The 13,489-nt window shown below is 64.3% G+C and carries 14 protein-coding genes; 7 read left to right on the forward strand and 7 right to left on the reverse strand.

Going from position 1 to position 13,489, the window contains the following annotated elements; translation table 11 throughout:
• Nucleotides 1-9: 9 nt before the first annotated feature.
• The 5 genes from LJF27_RS23885 to LJF27_RS23905 all read left to right on the forward strand — a co-directional run bounded on the left by LJF27_RS23885 (nucleotide 10) and on the right by LJF27_RS23905 (nucleotide 4,207).
• Nucleotides 10-1,239, forward strand: coding sequence for an OprD family porin (locus LJF27_RS23885; RefSeq protein ID WP_003118505.1), 1,230 nt, complete (start codon nucleotides 10-12; stop codon nucleotides 1,237-1,239).
• Between the two features lie 32 nt (nucleotides 1,240-1,271).
• Nucleotides 1,272-2,015, forward strand: coding sequence for a 5-oxoprolinase subunit PxpA (locus LJF27_RS23890; RefSeq protein ID WP_003113623.1), 744 nt, complete (start codon nucleotides 1,272-1,274; stop codon nucleotides 2,013-2,015).
• Nucleotides 2,012-2,725, forward strand: a complete 714-nt coding sequence (locus LJF27_RS23895; RefSeq protein ID WP_003113622.1) for a 5-oxoprolinase subunit B family protein — start codon at nucleotides 2,012-2,014, stop codon at nucleotides 2,723-2,725. Before LJF27_RS23890 ends, LJF27_RS23895 begins: the two co-directional genes overlap by 4 nt.
• Nucleotides 2,722-3,663 (forward strand): biotin-dependent carboxyltransferase family protein, encoded by a 942-nt coding sequence (locus LJF27_RS23900; protein WP_016263527.1) that lies wholly within the window; start codon nucleotides 2,722-2,724, stop codon nucleotides 3,661-3,663. The genes LJF27_RS23895 and LJF27_RS23900 overlap by 4 nt, the downstream gene beginning before the upstream one ends.
• Before the next feature lie 67 nt (nucleotides 3,664-3,730).
• A complete protein-coding gene (locus tag LJF27_RS23905; protein WP_003106158.1) occupies nucleotides 3,731-4,207 on the forward strand; it encodes a DUF4142 domain-containing protein in 477 nt (158 codons plus the stop codon).
• An 18-nt stretch (nucleotides 4,208-4,225) separates the two neighbouring features.
• Here LJF27_RS23905 and LJF27_RS23910 read toward each other — a convergent pair whose 3' ends face one another.
• Nucleotides 4,226-5,998, reverse strand: coding sequence for a thiamine pyrophosphate-requiring protein (locus tag LJF27_RS23910; RefSeq protein WP_016263528.1), 1,773 nt, complete (start codon nucleotides 5,996-5,998; stop codon nucleotides 4,226-4,228).
• Between the two features lie 170 nt (nucleotides 5,999-6,168).
• On the opposite strand from LJF27_RS23910, the gene LJF27_RS23915 reads away from it, so the two are divergent.
• A complete protein-coding gene (locus LJF27_RS23915; RefSeq protein WP_003106156.1) occupies nucleotides 6,169-6,567 on the forward strand; it encodes a four-helix bundle copper-binding protein in 399 nt (132 codons plus the stop codon).
• A gap of 91 nt (nucleotides 6,568-6,658) precedes the next feature.
• On the opposite strand, the gene LJF27_RS23920 is transcribed toward LJF27_RS23915, so the two are convergent.
• The 6 genes from LJF27_RS23920 to LJF27_RS23945 form a co-directional block, all read right to left on the reverse strand.
• Complete coding sequence (locus tag LJF27_RS23920) at nucleotides 6,659-7,393, reverse strand: alanyl-tRNA editing protein (RefSeq protein ID WP_003106155.1); 735 nt, start codon at nucleotides 7,391-7,393, stop codon at nucleotides 6,659-6,661.
• Nucleotides 7,390-8,085: a serine O-acetyltransferase gene (locus LJF27_RS23925; protein WP_003120270.1), complete on the reverse strand. Its 696-nt coding sequence runs from the start codon at nucleotides 8,083-8,085 to the stop codon at nucleotides 7,390-7,392. The genes LJF27_RS23920 and LJF27_RS23925 overlap by 4 nt, the downstream gene beginning before the upstream one ends.
• A gap of 81 nt (nucleotides 8,086-8,166) precedes the next feature.
• Nucleotides 8,167-9,084, reverse strand: coding sequence for a PLP-dependent cysteine synthase family protein (locus tag LJF27_RS23930; protein WP_023116576.1), 918 nt, complete (start codon nucleotides 9,082-9,084; stop codon nucleotides 8,167-8,169).
• Between the two features lie 18 nt (nucleotides 9,085-9,102).
• The gene (moeB, locus tag LJF27_RS23935; RefSeq protein ID WP_023116577.1) at nucleotides 9,103-10,521 is read right to left on the reverse strand and encodes a molybdopterin-synthase adenylyltransferase MoeB; all 1,419 of its coding nucleotides are present in this window, start codon (nucleotides 10,519-10,521) and stop codon (nucleotides 9,103-9,105) included.
• A 22-nt stretch (nucleotides 10,522-10,543) separates the two neighbouring features.
• Nucleotides 10,544-11,002, reverse strand: coding sequence for a Mov34/MPN/PAD-1 family protein (locus tag LJF27_RS23940; protein ID WP_003106151.1), 459 nt, complete (start codon nucleotides 11,000-11,002; stop codon nucleotides 10,544-10,546).
• Nucleotide 11,003: 1 nt separating this feature from the next.
• Nucleotides 11,004-11,894 carry a DMT family transporter gene (locus LJF27_RS23945; protein ID WP_003120268.1) on the reverse strand — a complete coding sequence of 297 codons (891 nt, stop codon included), beginning with the start codon at nucleotides 11,892-11,894 and terminating at the stop codon, nucleotides 11,004-11,006.
• Between the two features lie 132 nt (nucleotides 11,895-12,026).
• Here LJF27_RS23945 and mdrR2 point away from each other — a divergent pair, with 132 nt between their 5' ends.
• Entirely contained in the window at nucleotides 12,027-13,460 is a 1,434-nt protein-coding gene (gene mdrR2 / locus LJF27_RS23950) for a transcriptional regulator MdrR2 (protein WP_003106149.1), read from the forward strand.
• Nucleotides 13,461-13,489: the final 29 nt, after the last annotated feature.

Raw genomic sequence — 13,489 nt, forward strand, 5'->3', positions numbered from 1 at the left:
AATCCCAGCATGCATCCCACTCCCCGCCTGGCTGCCGCGCTGCTCGCCGGCAGCGGGCTGGGCTGGCCGCTGCTCGCCCAGGCCGACCTGGTCGAGGACAGCCACGCCAGCCTCGAACTGCGCAACTTCTACTTCAACCGCGACTTCCGCCAGAGCGGCGCGCGCGACAACGCCGACGAATGGGCGCAGGGCTTCCTCCTGCGCCTGGAGTCCGGCTTCAGCGAAGGCACCGTCGGCTTCGGCGTCGACGCCATCGGCCTGCTCGGCTTCAAGCTCGACTCCGGCGGCGGCAGCGGAGGAACCGGGCTGCTGCCGGCCGACGGCTCCGCCGGCGGCTCCCAGGATGACTACGCCAAGCTCGGCCTGACCGCCAAGGCGCGGGTCTCCAACAGCCTGCTCAAGGTCGGCGCGCTGCACTTCAAGAGCCCGCTGGTCTCGGCCAACGACACCCGCCTGCTGCCGGAACTGTTCCGCGGCGCGCTGCTCGACGTGCAGGAGATCGACGGCCTGACCCTGCGCGGCGCGCACCTGGACCGCAACAAGCTGAACAGCTCCAGCGACTACCAGGTGTTCAGCGCCAACCGCATCGGCGGGCGCAGCGATGCCTTCGACTTCGCCGGCGGCGACTATCGCCTGACCCCGGCGCTGACCGCCAGCCTGCACCAGGGTCGGCTCAGGGACATCTACCGGCAGACCTTCGCCGGCCTGGTACACACCCTCGACCTCGGCGGACAGCGTTCGCTCAAGAGCGACCTGCGCTTCGCCCGGGCCAGCGAGGACGGCGGCTTCCGCGAACTGGACAACCGCGCCTTCGGCGCCCTCTTCAGCCTGCGCCTGGGCGCCCACGCGGTGGCCGCCGGCTACCAGCGGATCAGTGGCGACGATCCCTATCCCTACATCGCCGGCAGCGACCCGTACCTGGTCAACTTCATCCAGATCGGCGACTTCGGCAACGTCGACGAGCGTTCCTGGCAACTGCGCTACGACTACGATTTCGGCGCGCTCGGCCTGCCCGGCCTGAGCTTCATGAGCCGCTACGTCTCCGGCGACAACGTCGCCCGCGGCGCGGCCAACGACGGCAAGGAATGGGAACGCAACACCGACCTCGGCTACGTGGTGCAGAGCGGGCCGCTGAAGAACCTCGGGGTGAAATGGCGCAACGCCACGGTGCGTTCGAATTTCGCCAACGACCTCGACGAAAATCGCCTGATCCTCAGCTACAGCCTGACGCTGTGGTGAGGTCCGGCGAGCAATGACCTGAAGGAACCTGCATGAACAACCTGTTGTTGAACTGCGATATCGGCGAGAGCTTCGGTGCCTGGCGCATGGGCCTGGACGCCGAGGTGATGCCGCTGATCGATTGCGCCAACATCGCCTGCGGCTTCCACGCCGGCGATCCCGGCACCATGCGCCGCACCGTGGCCCTGGCGGTGGAGCATGGCGTGCGCATCGGCGCGCACCCCGGCTACCCCGACCTGGTCGGCTTCGGCCGGCGCTCGCTGGCCTGCTCGGCGCAGGAAGTGGAAGACCTGCTGCTCTACCAGATCGGCGCCCTCGACGGACTCTGCCGCGCCCAGGGCACGCGGGTACGCTACGTCAAGCCGCATGGCGCGCTGTACCAGGACATGATGCGCGACCCGGCGATCCTCGCCGCCGTGCTGCGCGCACTGGCGGCCTACGACCGCACCCTGCCGCTGATGCTGATGAGCACCCGCGACAACACCGCGGCGCGCGCGCTGGGCGAGGCCCACGGCATCGAGCTGTGGTTCGAGGCGTTCGCCGACCGCGCCTACGACGGCGCCGGCTACCTGGTCTCGCGCAGCCAGCCCGGCGCGGTACACCACGACGCCGAGACGGTGCTCGCCCAGGCCCTCCTGCTGGCCCGTGGCGCGGCGCTGCGAGCCAGCGACGGCAGCGCCCTGGCGCTGGAGGCGCAGACCCTCTGCGTACACGGCGACAACCCCGCCTCGCTGGCTGCGGTGCGGCGCATCCGCGACGCCCTGGAGGCGGCATGAGCCAACCGCAACCGCGCATCGAGGTGGCCGCCATCGACAGCTTCGTCCTGCGCCTGTTCGAGCGCATCGACGAAGCCAACATGCCCTGGCTGCTGGCGGCGGAGGAAAACCTGCGGGCGGCGTTCGGCGCCGCCCTGCTCGACCTGGTGCCGTCCTACACCACCCTGCTCCTGCAATACGACCTGCTCCAGCTCGACCCTGGCGAGGCCCGCGCGCGGATCGCCGCGGCGCTGTCCGACTTGCGCCCGAAACGCCAGGACGGCGGCCGTCTGCACATCCTGCCGACCTGGTACGACCCGCGGGTCGGCCCCGACCTGGCCCCCCTGGCGCGGCGCAAGCAGCTCGGCGTCGCCGAGCTGATCCGCCGCCACAGCCAGCGCGAGTACCGGGTCTTCGCCCTCGGTTTCAGCCCCGGCTTCGCCTTCATGGGGCTGGTCGAGGAAGCCCTGGCGGCACCCCGTCTGGCGACTCCCCGGCAACGCATCGCCGCCGGCAGCGTCGGCATCGCCGAGCGCCAGACGGCGGTCTATCCGCAGGCCTCGCCAGGCGGCTGGAACCTGCTCGGGCGCTGCCCGGTGCGCCTGTTCGACCTCACCCTGGACGGCTACAGCCTGCTGCGCGCCGGCGACCGGGTGCGTTTCGAACCCATCGGACACGCCGAATTCGTCCGCCTCGGCGGCGACGACACGCCCCTGGAGGTCCAGGCATGAACGACTCCATCCACGGCGGCCTGCGGGTGTACCAGAGCACCCCGCTAGTCCAGTTGCAGGATCGCGGCCGCTTCGGTTGCCGCCATCTCGGCGTGACCCAGGGCGGCGCCCTCGACTGGCTGTCCATGGGCTGGGCCAACTGGCTGCTGGGCAATCCCCTGGACGCCGCGGTGATCGAGATCGCCCTCGGCGGTTTCGTCGCCGAATGCCGTGCCGACGGCTGGTTGGCCCTGGCCGGCGGCGATCTCGGCGCGACCCTCGATGGCCAGCCGCTACCGGCCTGGGGCGCGTTCGCCGTGCGCGGCGGCCAGCGCCTGGCCTTCGCCCACCCGCGCCAGGGCGCCCGCGCCTACCTGGCGGCGCCCGGCGGCTTCGCCGGCGAGCGCCAGTTGGGCAGCCTGGCCACGGTGGCCCGCGAAGGCCTGGGCGGCCCCCGCGCCGACGGCAAGGCCCTGGCCGCAGGCGACAGCCTCGGCTGGCTGGCCGATGGCGCGCGACCGCGCGCGCTGCCCCTGCCCAGCGAACGGATCATGGACTGCACCGGCGAAGCGCGCCTGGAGCTGATCCTCGGCGCGCAGATCGGCGACTTCCCGGCCATGAGCCTGTTCGATGCGTTCAACGGCGACTGGCAGGTGGATACCCGCGCCGACCGCATGGGCGTACGTCTGCTCGGCCCGCGCCTGGAATGCCGGCAGCAGTCGATGATCTCCGAAGGCATCGCCCTCGGCGCGGTGCAGGTGCCGCCGGACGGTCAGCCGATCGTCCTGCTCAACGACCGCCAGACCATCGGCGGCTACCCCCGTCTCGGCGCCCTCGCCCCGCTGGCGCTGGCGCGCCTGGCGCAATGCCTGCCAGGCCAGCCGGTACGGCTGCTGCCGACGGTGCAGGAGGCGGCGCACCGCGAGCATCGACGCCTGCTGGCGGCCTGGGACGCATAGGCGGTTTTTTTGAACGGCGCCGTATGGCGAGCGTCCACCGCACACTCGTCCCGTCCGGAGGTTCGCCATGCCCAGTCGCCTGTCACTGATCGCCGCCCTGCTGTTGCCCCTGGCCGTCCAGGCCGAACCCGCTGATACCCGCGCCCTGCTCGCCGACAGCCTGGCCGACAGCCAGGCCCAGGTGGAGGCAGCCGAGCAAGCCATGCGCCGATCCGAAAACAAGGCGGTGCAGCTCTATGCCAAGCGCGTACTCACCGAACAGCAGGAGTTCGACCACCAGTTACGCGCCCTGGCCGGGGAAAAGGCCTTGGCGCTGCCCTCGCCGCGCCAGACCGAACGGCAGGCCGCCGCTCCCGGCGGCTTCGACGAGCGCGGTTTCCTCGACGCGCAGATTCGCCAGCAGGACCGTCTGGTTGCACGCTTCGAGGGAATCGCCCGGGACTCCGCCGATCCTGACCTGCGCCGCTTCGCCGACGAATGGCTGGCGCGCTTCTACCACCACCGCGAACTGGCCGACCAGTTGCGTAGCGGCCGCGCCGACTGAGCGCCGCGACCGCCTTGCTCAGTGCCGCGCGAGGATCTGCCGGGCGCTCTGGCGAATCACCCCCCAGCGTTTGGGATCGTCCTGCAGCATGGCGCCAAGCAGGTGCTTGGCCTGCTCGAAACTGATGTGCGGCGGCAGCGGCGGCACGTTCGGGTCGGTGACCACCTCCAGCAGCACCGGGCGGTCGGCGGCGAAGGCCTCGGCCCAGGCGGCGTCGATGTCCTCCGGGCGATCCACGCGGATGCCCTTGAAGCCGAGCATGTCCGCATAACGCGCGTAGGGGAAATCGATCACTTCCTGCGCCGGGCTGAACTCCGGGTCGCCGGCCAGGGCACGCTGCTCCCAGGTCACCTGGTTGAGATCGCCGTTGTTCAGCACCAGCACGATGAAGGTCGGCGAGTCCCAGCGCTGCCAGTACTGCTGCACGGTGACCAGTTCGGCGTTGCCGTTCATCTGCATGGCGCCGTCGCCGACCATCGCCACCACCGGCCGCTGCGGATAGGCGAGCTTGGCGGCGATGGCGTAGGGCACGCCGCTGCCCATGGTCGCCAGCTTGCCCGACAGCGAGCCGAGCATGCCCGGGCGCATGCGGATGTCGCGGGCGTACCAGTTGGTATGCGAGCCGCTGTCGCCGCAGAGAATCGCATCGTCCGGCAGTTGCTCCGACAAGGAACGGAATACCCGCTGCGGGTTGATCGGGTCGGCTGGCTCTTCGGCCTGGCGCCGGGCTTCCTCGCGACTGGCCGTCACCGCCCGCTCGACCCGGCGGCGCCAGGCACCGTGCTTTTTCTGCTCGAGCAGCGGCAGCAGGCGCTCCAGGGTTTCCCCTGCATCGCCGAGCAAGGCCTGGTCGATCGGATAGCGGATACCGATGTTGCGCGGATACAGGTCGATCTGCACCGCCCGCGCCTGGCCGGCCTTGGGTAGGAACTCGCTGTAGGGGAAAGTGCTGCCGACGATCAGCAGGGTGTCGCAATGCGACATCAGCATGCTGCTGGCGCGGGTGCCGAGCAGGCCGATGGAGCCGGTCACGTACGGCAGGTCGTCGGAAACCGCCGCCTTGCCCAGGAGCGCCTTGGCCACTCCGGCGGCCAGGCGCTCGGCGACCGCTTCCAGTTGCCGGTGCGCGCCCAGGGCCCCGGCACCGGCGAGGATCGCCACGCGCCGGCCGCGATTGAGGATCGCCGCGGCGGCTTCCAGGTCGGCGTCGCGCGCGTAGGGTCGCGGCTGGACGAAGCCCACCGCCGACATCACGTGGCCGTGCTCGTGGGGCTGGCGCTTCGGGGCCGCCATCTGTTGCACGTCGTTGGGCACGATCACCGTCGCCACCTGCCGCTCGCCGACCGCCACGCGCAGGGCTCGGTCCAGCACATGGAGCAGTTGTGCCGGGCTGACCACGGTCTCGACATAGGCGGAAACGTCCTTGAACAAGCTCTGCAGATCGACTTCCTGCTGGTAGTCGCTGCCCAACGCGGTAGCCGCCTGCTGGCCGACGATGGCCAGCACCGGCTGATGATCCATGCGCGCGTCGTAGAGCCCGTTCAGCAGGTGGATCGCGCCCGGCCCCGAGGTGGCCAGGCACACCCCGACCTCTCCGGTGAACTTGGCGTGGGCGCCGGCCATGAAGGCCGCCATCTCCTCGTGGCGCACGCGGATATAGTCGAATGCCTCGGCGCGCCGGCCCATGGCGCCCATGATCCCGTTGATGCCATCGCCGGGGTAGCCGAAGACGCGCTTCACCCCCCACTGGCTCAAGCGTTCGAGCAATTGATCGGCAACCGTGCTGGACATTCTCGCCTCCTGGTCGTGTCTGGGGTCGTACCAGTGAGGACTGGCGCCGCGGGCGAGGGTTCAAGGCAATCGAGCGGCGGTGCCGACGGCGAAATCGACTGAACTGTCGGCATCGTCGACCGGCCCAAGGAACAGGGCCCGCATGGGCGCAATCGCCAGGAGGTGCCGCCATGACCCGCGCCATCAACGATCCCGGAAACGAAGACCCCGGCTCCCTGCTGGAAACCGACGCCGACGCCCTGCTCGGCGGTGCCGCCGTCCAGGCGCCGGAAGAGCGCTGCCGGCTCGCGTCCCAGGACTGCATCCGCGCGTGCGAGCGCTACCTGGCGCTCTGCACCGAGTCCAGCAGGGAACAACGCCAGCACGCCGGCGACTGCGCCGACCTCTGCCGCCTCGCCGCCCTGCTCCTGGAGCGCCGCAGCCCATGGGCGCCGGCCGCCTGCGAGCTGGCGGCGCGCTATGCCCTGGCATGCGCCGAGCGTTGCGATGGCGACGAGCCGCTGGAGCGCGAATGTGCGGGTGCCTGCCGGCGCTTCGTCGAGGCCTGTCGGCCGTTGTTGCCGGCCTGAGGCCCTCTGGCATTGCATGGAGCTGCCGGGCGTGGCGAGGGTGACCTGTGGCGTAGAATGGGAAACCGACGGCCATGTCGACGGTAGTCGCTCAACCCAGTACCAGTACCACCCTACGGGTGCGCGCTGATTTCTTCTCCATCTTGGAAACGCGCACCACCCCAACTTCTTCGGTATTCGCCACATGGGTTCCACCGCAAGGCTGCAGGTCGGTGTCTTTAATACTCACCAACCGAACCTGCCCGGCGCCCATCGGAGGTTGGACACTCATGGTGCGCACCAGATCCGGCCTAGCCCGCAGTGCATCGTCGCTCATGGTGTCGATCGAAACCGGATGTGCTGCCTCGACCATTGCCGCCAAGGCGCTATCAATGGCCTCGCGGGACAGCGGTTCACTCGTCACGAAGTCCAAGCGCGCATGCTCATCAGTGATGCTGCACCCATTGACCGGATAGGGCAGGACAGCACAGAGCATGTGCGCTGCGGTATGCAGTCGCATGTGCCGGTAACGACGCACCCAATCGATCTGCGCAAGAACCACCTCGCCAGGCTTCATTGCTCGGAGAACGGTTGCCTGGCCTTCAGCTGGGATATGCAGGATGGCATCCCTGCCAGCACCTGCTTCTGTCCCCTTGCGTGTATCGGCGATCCGGAGCCGCGTGCCATCAGCCAGCGTCAGCCAACCACTGTCTCCAGCCTGGCCACCCCCCTGGGGATAGAAAACGGTCTGGTCGAGCAGCAGGCCATCTTCAACGACATCGGTGATTCTCGCCAAACACTCTTCCCGGTAGGAGTCCTGGAGAAAAAGGGAGGCGGTCTGCGTCATGATGCCTCCATTGGTTGAATTTGGGTCTGCGTGGCTGCCGGCTGTAGTTGCTGAACTATGTGGGGGCCTCGGATGACCTGTAGTTCAGAACGCAGGGTTACGACTGAACCGACAGGGATGTCGTCCTTGATGACACAATGCGGACCGACAAACACATCGTCGCCGATAGCGATGTCACCCAGTACACGCGTGAAGGCCCCGATTTGGACGCGGCTCCCTATGGTGGGGTGACGCTTACCGGCGGGATTAGCCGATATGCCAGTTGCCCCCAATACCACACCTCCGAGGATGTAACAGTCATCACCGATTACCGCTGTCTCGCCAATGACCGTGCCATGCCCATGGTCCAGGATGAATCGACTGCCAATCTTGCATCTTGGGTGGATTTCCGCGCCCGACAGGAGCTTTCCACGAGAGGAGACCAGGAGCGCGGTAGCCTCCAACGCTCTCTCAGGATCGCCTTCAGATGTGCTTCGCAGACACAGCATGTGGGAAAGCCGGTAGTGCAGCACTGCCTTGAACGAGCTGTAGCCAAACGCAATGTCGGATGTCCGTCCCTGTGCGGCTGGATCCTTGCTGGCGAATGCCTGCAGGTCTTCCTCGCACCAACGTCTGGCTTCTTCGAACATCGAATGAGCGACTATCCGCTCCACCAGTTGGGGTGAGCAGCACTCCATCAATGCCGCGCGCATCAGATTACCTACCAGTTTGTCCATCGCATGCGACCTCATTTCGACCATGCAAGCGTTATCGCCGTGCTCTGCTCTACAACTTCATCGAAAAGCGTCCATGTATGACTCGACGCCATCGTAGATCATCGTCAGTACACGAGCGCCTGACGGCATGGCAGATGCCATGTTCAGCACCGCGACCAGGTTGGCTGCGGAGGACAACCCCATGCTCACAGAGTCGTTTTGCAGGACTTCCCGGATCATCGACAAGCAGGCAGATTTCGACACCCCGACCATGCCAGTAACAATGCCGAGGTTGCAGACTTCCGGCACGATACCAATGGAAAGTCCCTGAATCTCATGCGGTGCGTGCCTATTGTCGAGCAAGTCGCACTGCTCTGGCTGCACGCCATAGATGGCCATATCCGGCCAGTGGTTCCTCAGCACCTCTCCAACACCCGTGATATGTCCACCAGTTCCAATGCCAGCGAAGAAGAAGTCCGGGGGTGGCTGGCCTGCAAAGTCCCTCAGGATTTCCAGGGCTGTAGCTTCGCGATGGGCTTGCGGGTTGGCTGGATTGCGCTGCTGGTTGAGCATGACGAACTCCGGATGTTCCAGCAGTATCTGGATTGCCAGCTCGCCATGCGAGTTGTTCCCTTTTCTGCTATCCGACAGCACGACGTGAGCGCCATACAGCTCGAGCAATTGTCTCTTGTCAGGGCTGTAGTTGTCGGGAACCACCAGGGTCACGCGGTACCCCAGGATGTTCCCCGCCATTGCCAGTCCAATCCCCGTATTTCCCCCGCTCGGCTCGAGAATGGTCTGCCCTTTCCCGCGCACCAGGATTCCTTTGCGTTCGGCATCCAGAATCATCCAGAGCGCGATACGCGCCTTATGACTTCCTCCTGGATTGAAGGATTCCAGCTTGGTGAATACGCTCACCCCCAGGCGAGCAGACAATTTGCTCAGCCGTATCACCGGCGTCCCGCCAATTAAATCGAGTAGCGAATCGTAGATCATGCTTTCCCTGCCTATGGTTCAGTACATCGGCATGTGCTGCTCTATCTCTTTCGCCCATCGCTTCATGCCGCCATCGAGCACTTGGACGTTGGAGAACCCTGCCCCCATGAGCTGTATGGCCGCGCGTTCGGCACGAGTGCCGGCGTAGCACACGAGGATGTAGCGCTTACTGAAGTCGAGATTGGCGAAATGGCTGGCGAGTTCGTTCAAGGGAACGTGGACGATCCCCGGCAACTGGCACACTTCGAGCTCGCCCGCGTCGCGTACATCCAGAAGGGCATAGTTTTCGCTGTTGGATTTCATCAACTGCAACAGGCAGCTGGGATCGATATAGCGATCGTCGTCGAGTCGTTGCGACGGTGCCGCGCTTGCCTGGCAGAGCAATCCCTCCCTCCAGTGGCGGGGATTCTCTGCAGCGGTTTTGCCGCAGGCCGGACAATCGTCGCGCCGATTGAACTTCACTTCATTGAAGTGCATGAGCAGCGCGTCGAATCGAAGAAGTCTGCCTGATAGGGACTTGCCCAGGCCGACGAGGGCCTTCACCGCCTCGGTTGCCTGCAGCAGGCCAATCACTCCAGGCAGCACACCAATAACTCCCCCTGCGTTACAGCTTGGAGCCACCTCAGGCGGGGGATTGTTCGGGAAGAGACATTGGTAGCAGGGGCCTCCCTCCAGATTGAAGACGCTGACCTGACCTTCGAACCGATAGATCGCGCCAAAGACGAGTGGTTTTCCGAGCTTGGCGCAAACCGCGTTGACCAAGTAACGTGTGGCGAAGTTGTCGGTGCCATCCAATACCAGGTCATAGCTCTGAATCAGTGACTGCGCATTGTCCGCGTCGATGGCGTAACGGTGGGTTACGACTTCAATGTAGGGGTTCAGGTCCTGCATCCGGCGCTGGGCGGACTCAACCTTCGGCATACCGAGCGTGCTATAGCCATGGACGACCTGGCGCTGGAGATTGCTCGACTCCACCACGTCAAAGTCAACCAGCCCGATGGTGCCCACTCCTGCTGCGGCCAGATAAAGGCAAGCGGGCGAACCCAGGCCGCCCGTTCCGATTATCAGCACCCTGGCCTGCTTCAGGCGCTGCTGGCCTTCCCTGCCAACGCCTGGCAACGTGATGTGGCGAACGTAGCGTTGAACTTCTTCGTCGCTCAACGCTTCAACGCCAGAACCGCCAGATGTCGCGAGCATGACTTCGACTTCATCTCCATCGGAAAGCTCGCCATCCAGATTGACTAGCGAACCTTTGTGGGTCAGCAGGAAGTGTTCTTTCAATTGACCGTTTTCGTAATACAGGTGCCCGAGTAATGAAGGATGCTTCCTGGCAAGGCCTGCCAGCAGCTCGCCAACCGTCAAGCCCGCTCCCTCCAGGCGCCCGCCTTCCAGTTGGGCGGCCCGTACCAGTACTTCCGGAAAAATTACCGTCTTCACTTTTCAGCTCCTTGCCAGATGTCTACTCGTCCTGGCTCGATGGCCCGAACTCTCGTGTGCATTCAAAGCGTCCGTTGCGCCAGGCAAACAGTTTTGCGCCGCGAACGTTGCCGGCGGCCACATCAACAACCAGGTAGTCGACCGGCAGCATTGGCTCCCCGGCATACAATGCCTTGTCGATATCCTCCCGGCTGAAGTAGGCACCGACGTCCGGGTGGGAGTGGTAGATGACGGATACCGGGCTGCACGTCTTGAAGCTGCTGTTGAGGAATACGGTATCCGTCACGGAAAACGTGTACCCGTTGGCGGCCGTGCGTGGGTACCTCCGGGGGTCAGCCATGTGCAGTTCATCCTGGATGTTCGTACCCTCTTTCACTTTTGCATCGGCGAGAACGAATCCGCAGCATTCCCTTGGATAGGTCCTGCAGGCGTGTCTGTAGATCACGCTCAATGCATGCTCGGTCAACACGTTCGTATTCATGTCACCTCCTGCCGAGCAGCTTCTCGATGGGAAGCTTGGTGATGGCAAATCCAGCCAATAGGAGCACGGTGAAGCCAATCAACTCGCGAGAGATGGCAACCCCTTCGTACCAGGCGCCGATGATCACGGCGAACACCGGGAAAATGATGAAGACGAACGACAGCACAACGGGACTCAAACGCTTGAGCAGGAAGAAGTACACGATGAATCCCCCGACTGATGCCACCAGACCGAGATAGATCAGGGCAGCCCAAGATCGGCTTGTGACGGCAGACAGGTTCGGGTGTTCCATCACGAGTCCGGCCATGAACAGCCCCAAGCCGGCGATGCCAATGGGCAGCGTATTGAAGGTGATCACGCCGATGTCAGCACCTTGCCTTTTGGTGATGACGTAGCTGAGTGCGTGCATGATCGCCGCGAGCAGGATGGCAAGTACGCCTAACAACTCCGTGTAGTCCAGATGCAGCCCTTGAGACCTGATGATCATGAACAGGCTGCCGAAGCCAATCGCAATACCAAGGATCTGCGACAGGTAGATGCGCTCGCGCAGGAAGATCGCGGAGAAGATCAGGATGAACACGGGCATGCTGCTGAACAGCAGCGCGGTAAGACCTGAAGCGACGTATTGCTCGCCATAGTTCAGCAGGTAGTAGGGCACGCTGAAGTAGCCGAGCGTCACGAAGACGAAGAAGGCCAGGAGTCGCCGCGGGAAAAAGATCGTCTCGTGGCGCAGCCGCGCAAAGAGCAGGAAAAGCGGAAATGCGATCAGAAAGCGCAATCCGGCGGCAGTTAGCGGCGGCACGCTCTCCACGGCGATCTTGATGCCGAGCCAGGTAGTCCCCCAGCTGATACACACCACTAGAAATAGAACAGCGGTCACCAGGCTGGCCACACGTACCTGCCGCCTGTTGATAGTCAGAGCTTGAATTGACATAAGTTGCACGTCTTTCCCCCATGTTATTCTTTGATTGACGCCCTTTATTGCTTATCAAACCTCTTTATTTGAGGTTAATTCGGAGAAAATATGCCGGTCAAAGCAAATATTGACACCGATTCAATTTTCAGATTCTTCCTACCAGAAGGGCCCGGCCTGAAGTACAAACGGCTGGCCCAGGGCATCGAAGAATCTATTCGCAATGGGGTTCTCCGGCAGGGAGTCAAGCTGCCGCCACATCGCATCCTCGCGGACAAGCTCGGTGTGACCGCGGGCACGGTGAGCCGGGCCTATGGTGAGCTGGAGCGCATGGGGCTGGTTGAGGCTCGGGTCGGCGACGGTACGTTCGTCCGCAACCGCGGTCGAGAACGTGCTCGGGAGGCGGGCTTTCGCAATTTCGTAGACAGCACCGAGATGTGCAACGACATGAGCCGGAATATGCATATTCCGGGCAATGAGACCGAACTGCTTTCCCGCAGCCTTCAGCAATTGAGTGCGGCCCCTGAGCTCCTGCAGGAGTTAATGCTCTACACACCCGACACAGGACTGCTCCGACACCGGCAAGCGGGAGCAACATGGCTGTCTCACGGTGAGTTTCAAGCGGAGCACCAGCAGATTCTGTGCGTCAATGGCAGCCAACACGGTCTGCTCGTCGTGCTTATGGCCATGCTGCGCGCCGGCGACACCCTGGTAACGGAGCAGCTCTCCTATCCTGGGCTGATCAGTGCCGCGCAACTGTTGGGCATCAAGGTGCTCGGCTTGGAAATGGATGAAGAGGGGCTACTGCCCGACGCCCTCGAAGAGGCCTGCCGCACGAACAGGATCACCGCCCTGTACTGCACACCCACCATCCAGAACCCGACCACTGCAGTGATGTCAGGCGCCAGGCGGAAGGAAATCGCGAAGATCTGCCGCGAGCACGGCTTGATCGTCATCGAGGACGAAACCCATGCTGTATTGATGGCCGAACGCCCCACCCCTCTCTGCCATCTGCTGCCTGAGCGGGGCATCCTCATCGGTGGCATGAGCAAGGCGGTCGCTGCAGGATTGCGGGTTGGATACGTTCATGCTCCTGCATCCATGGTAAGTCGCATGGCAGCAGCGCTTCGCAATTCGTGCTGGATGGCGACACCACTGGTTCTCGAGATTGCGAGCCGATGGGTCGAGGACGGTACTGCAAGCGCACTGCTCGAATACCAGAGAGGGGAAATCGCGCGTCGCCAAGCGCTGGTTGTGGACCTGCTGCAGGGCCTGACCTATCGCAGCCATCTATGCTGTCCGCATTTCTGGGTAGAAGTGCCAGCCCCCTGGCGCGCCATCGAAATAGAGCAAGGCATGCGCGGACAGCAGCATCTTGTCACCACCGCAGAGGCCTTTAGTACGGGCCGCGGTACGCTTCCCCAGGCCATTCGAATCAGCGTCAGCAATTCCCCAGGAGGGGGGAATACGTTATCTGACGGCTTCGCAGTCCTGGCAGCGCTCCTACGCGAAGGCCCCCAAGAGATGCTGACGATGCGTGCTTGATACGGGAGGCAACGGTCCCACCCGAGGAG

It is taken from the genome of Pseudomonas sp. 203-8 (genome assembly GCF_020708595.1).
GTDB classification, from domain to species: Bacteria; Pseudomonadota; Gammaproteobacteria; order Pseudomonadales; family Pseudomonadaceae; genus Pseudomonas; species Pseudomonas aeruginosa.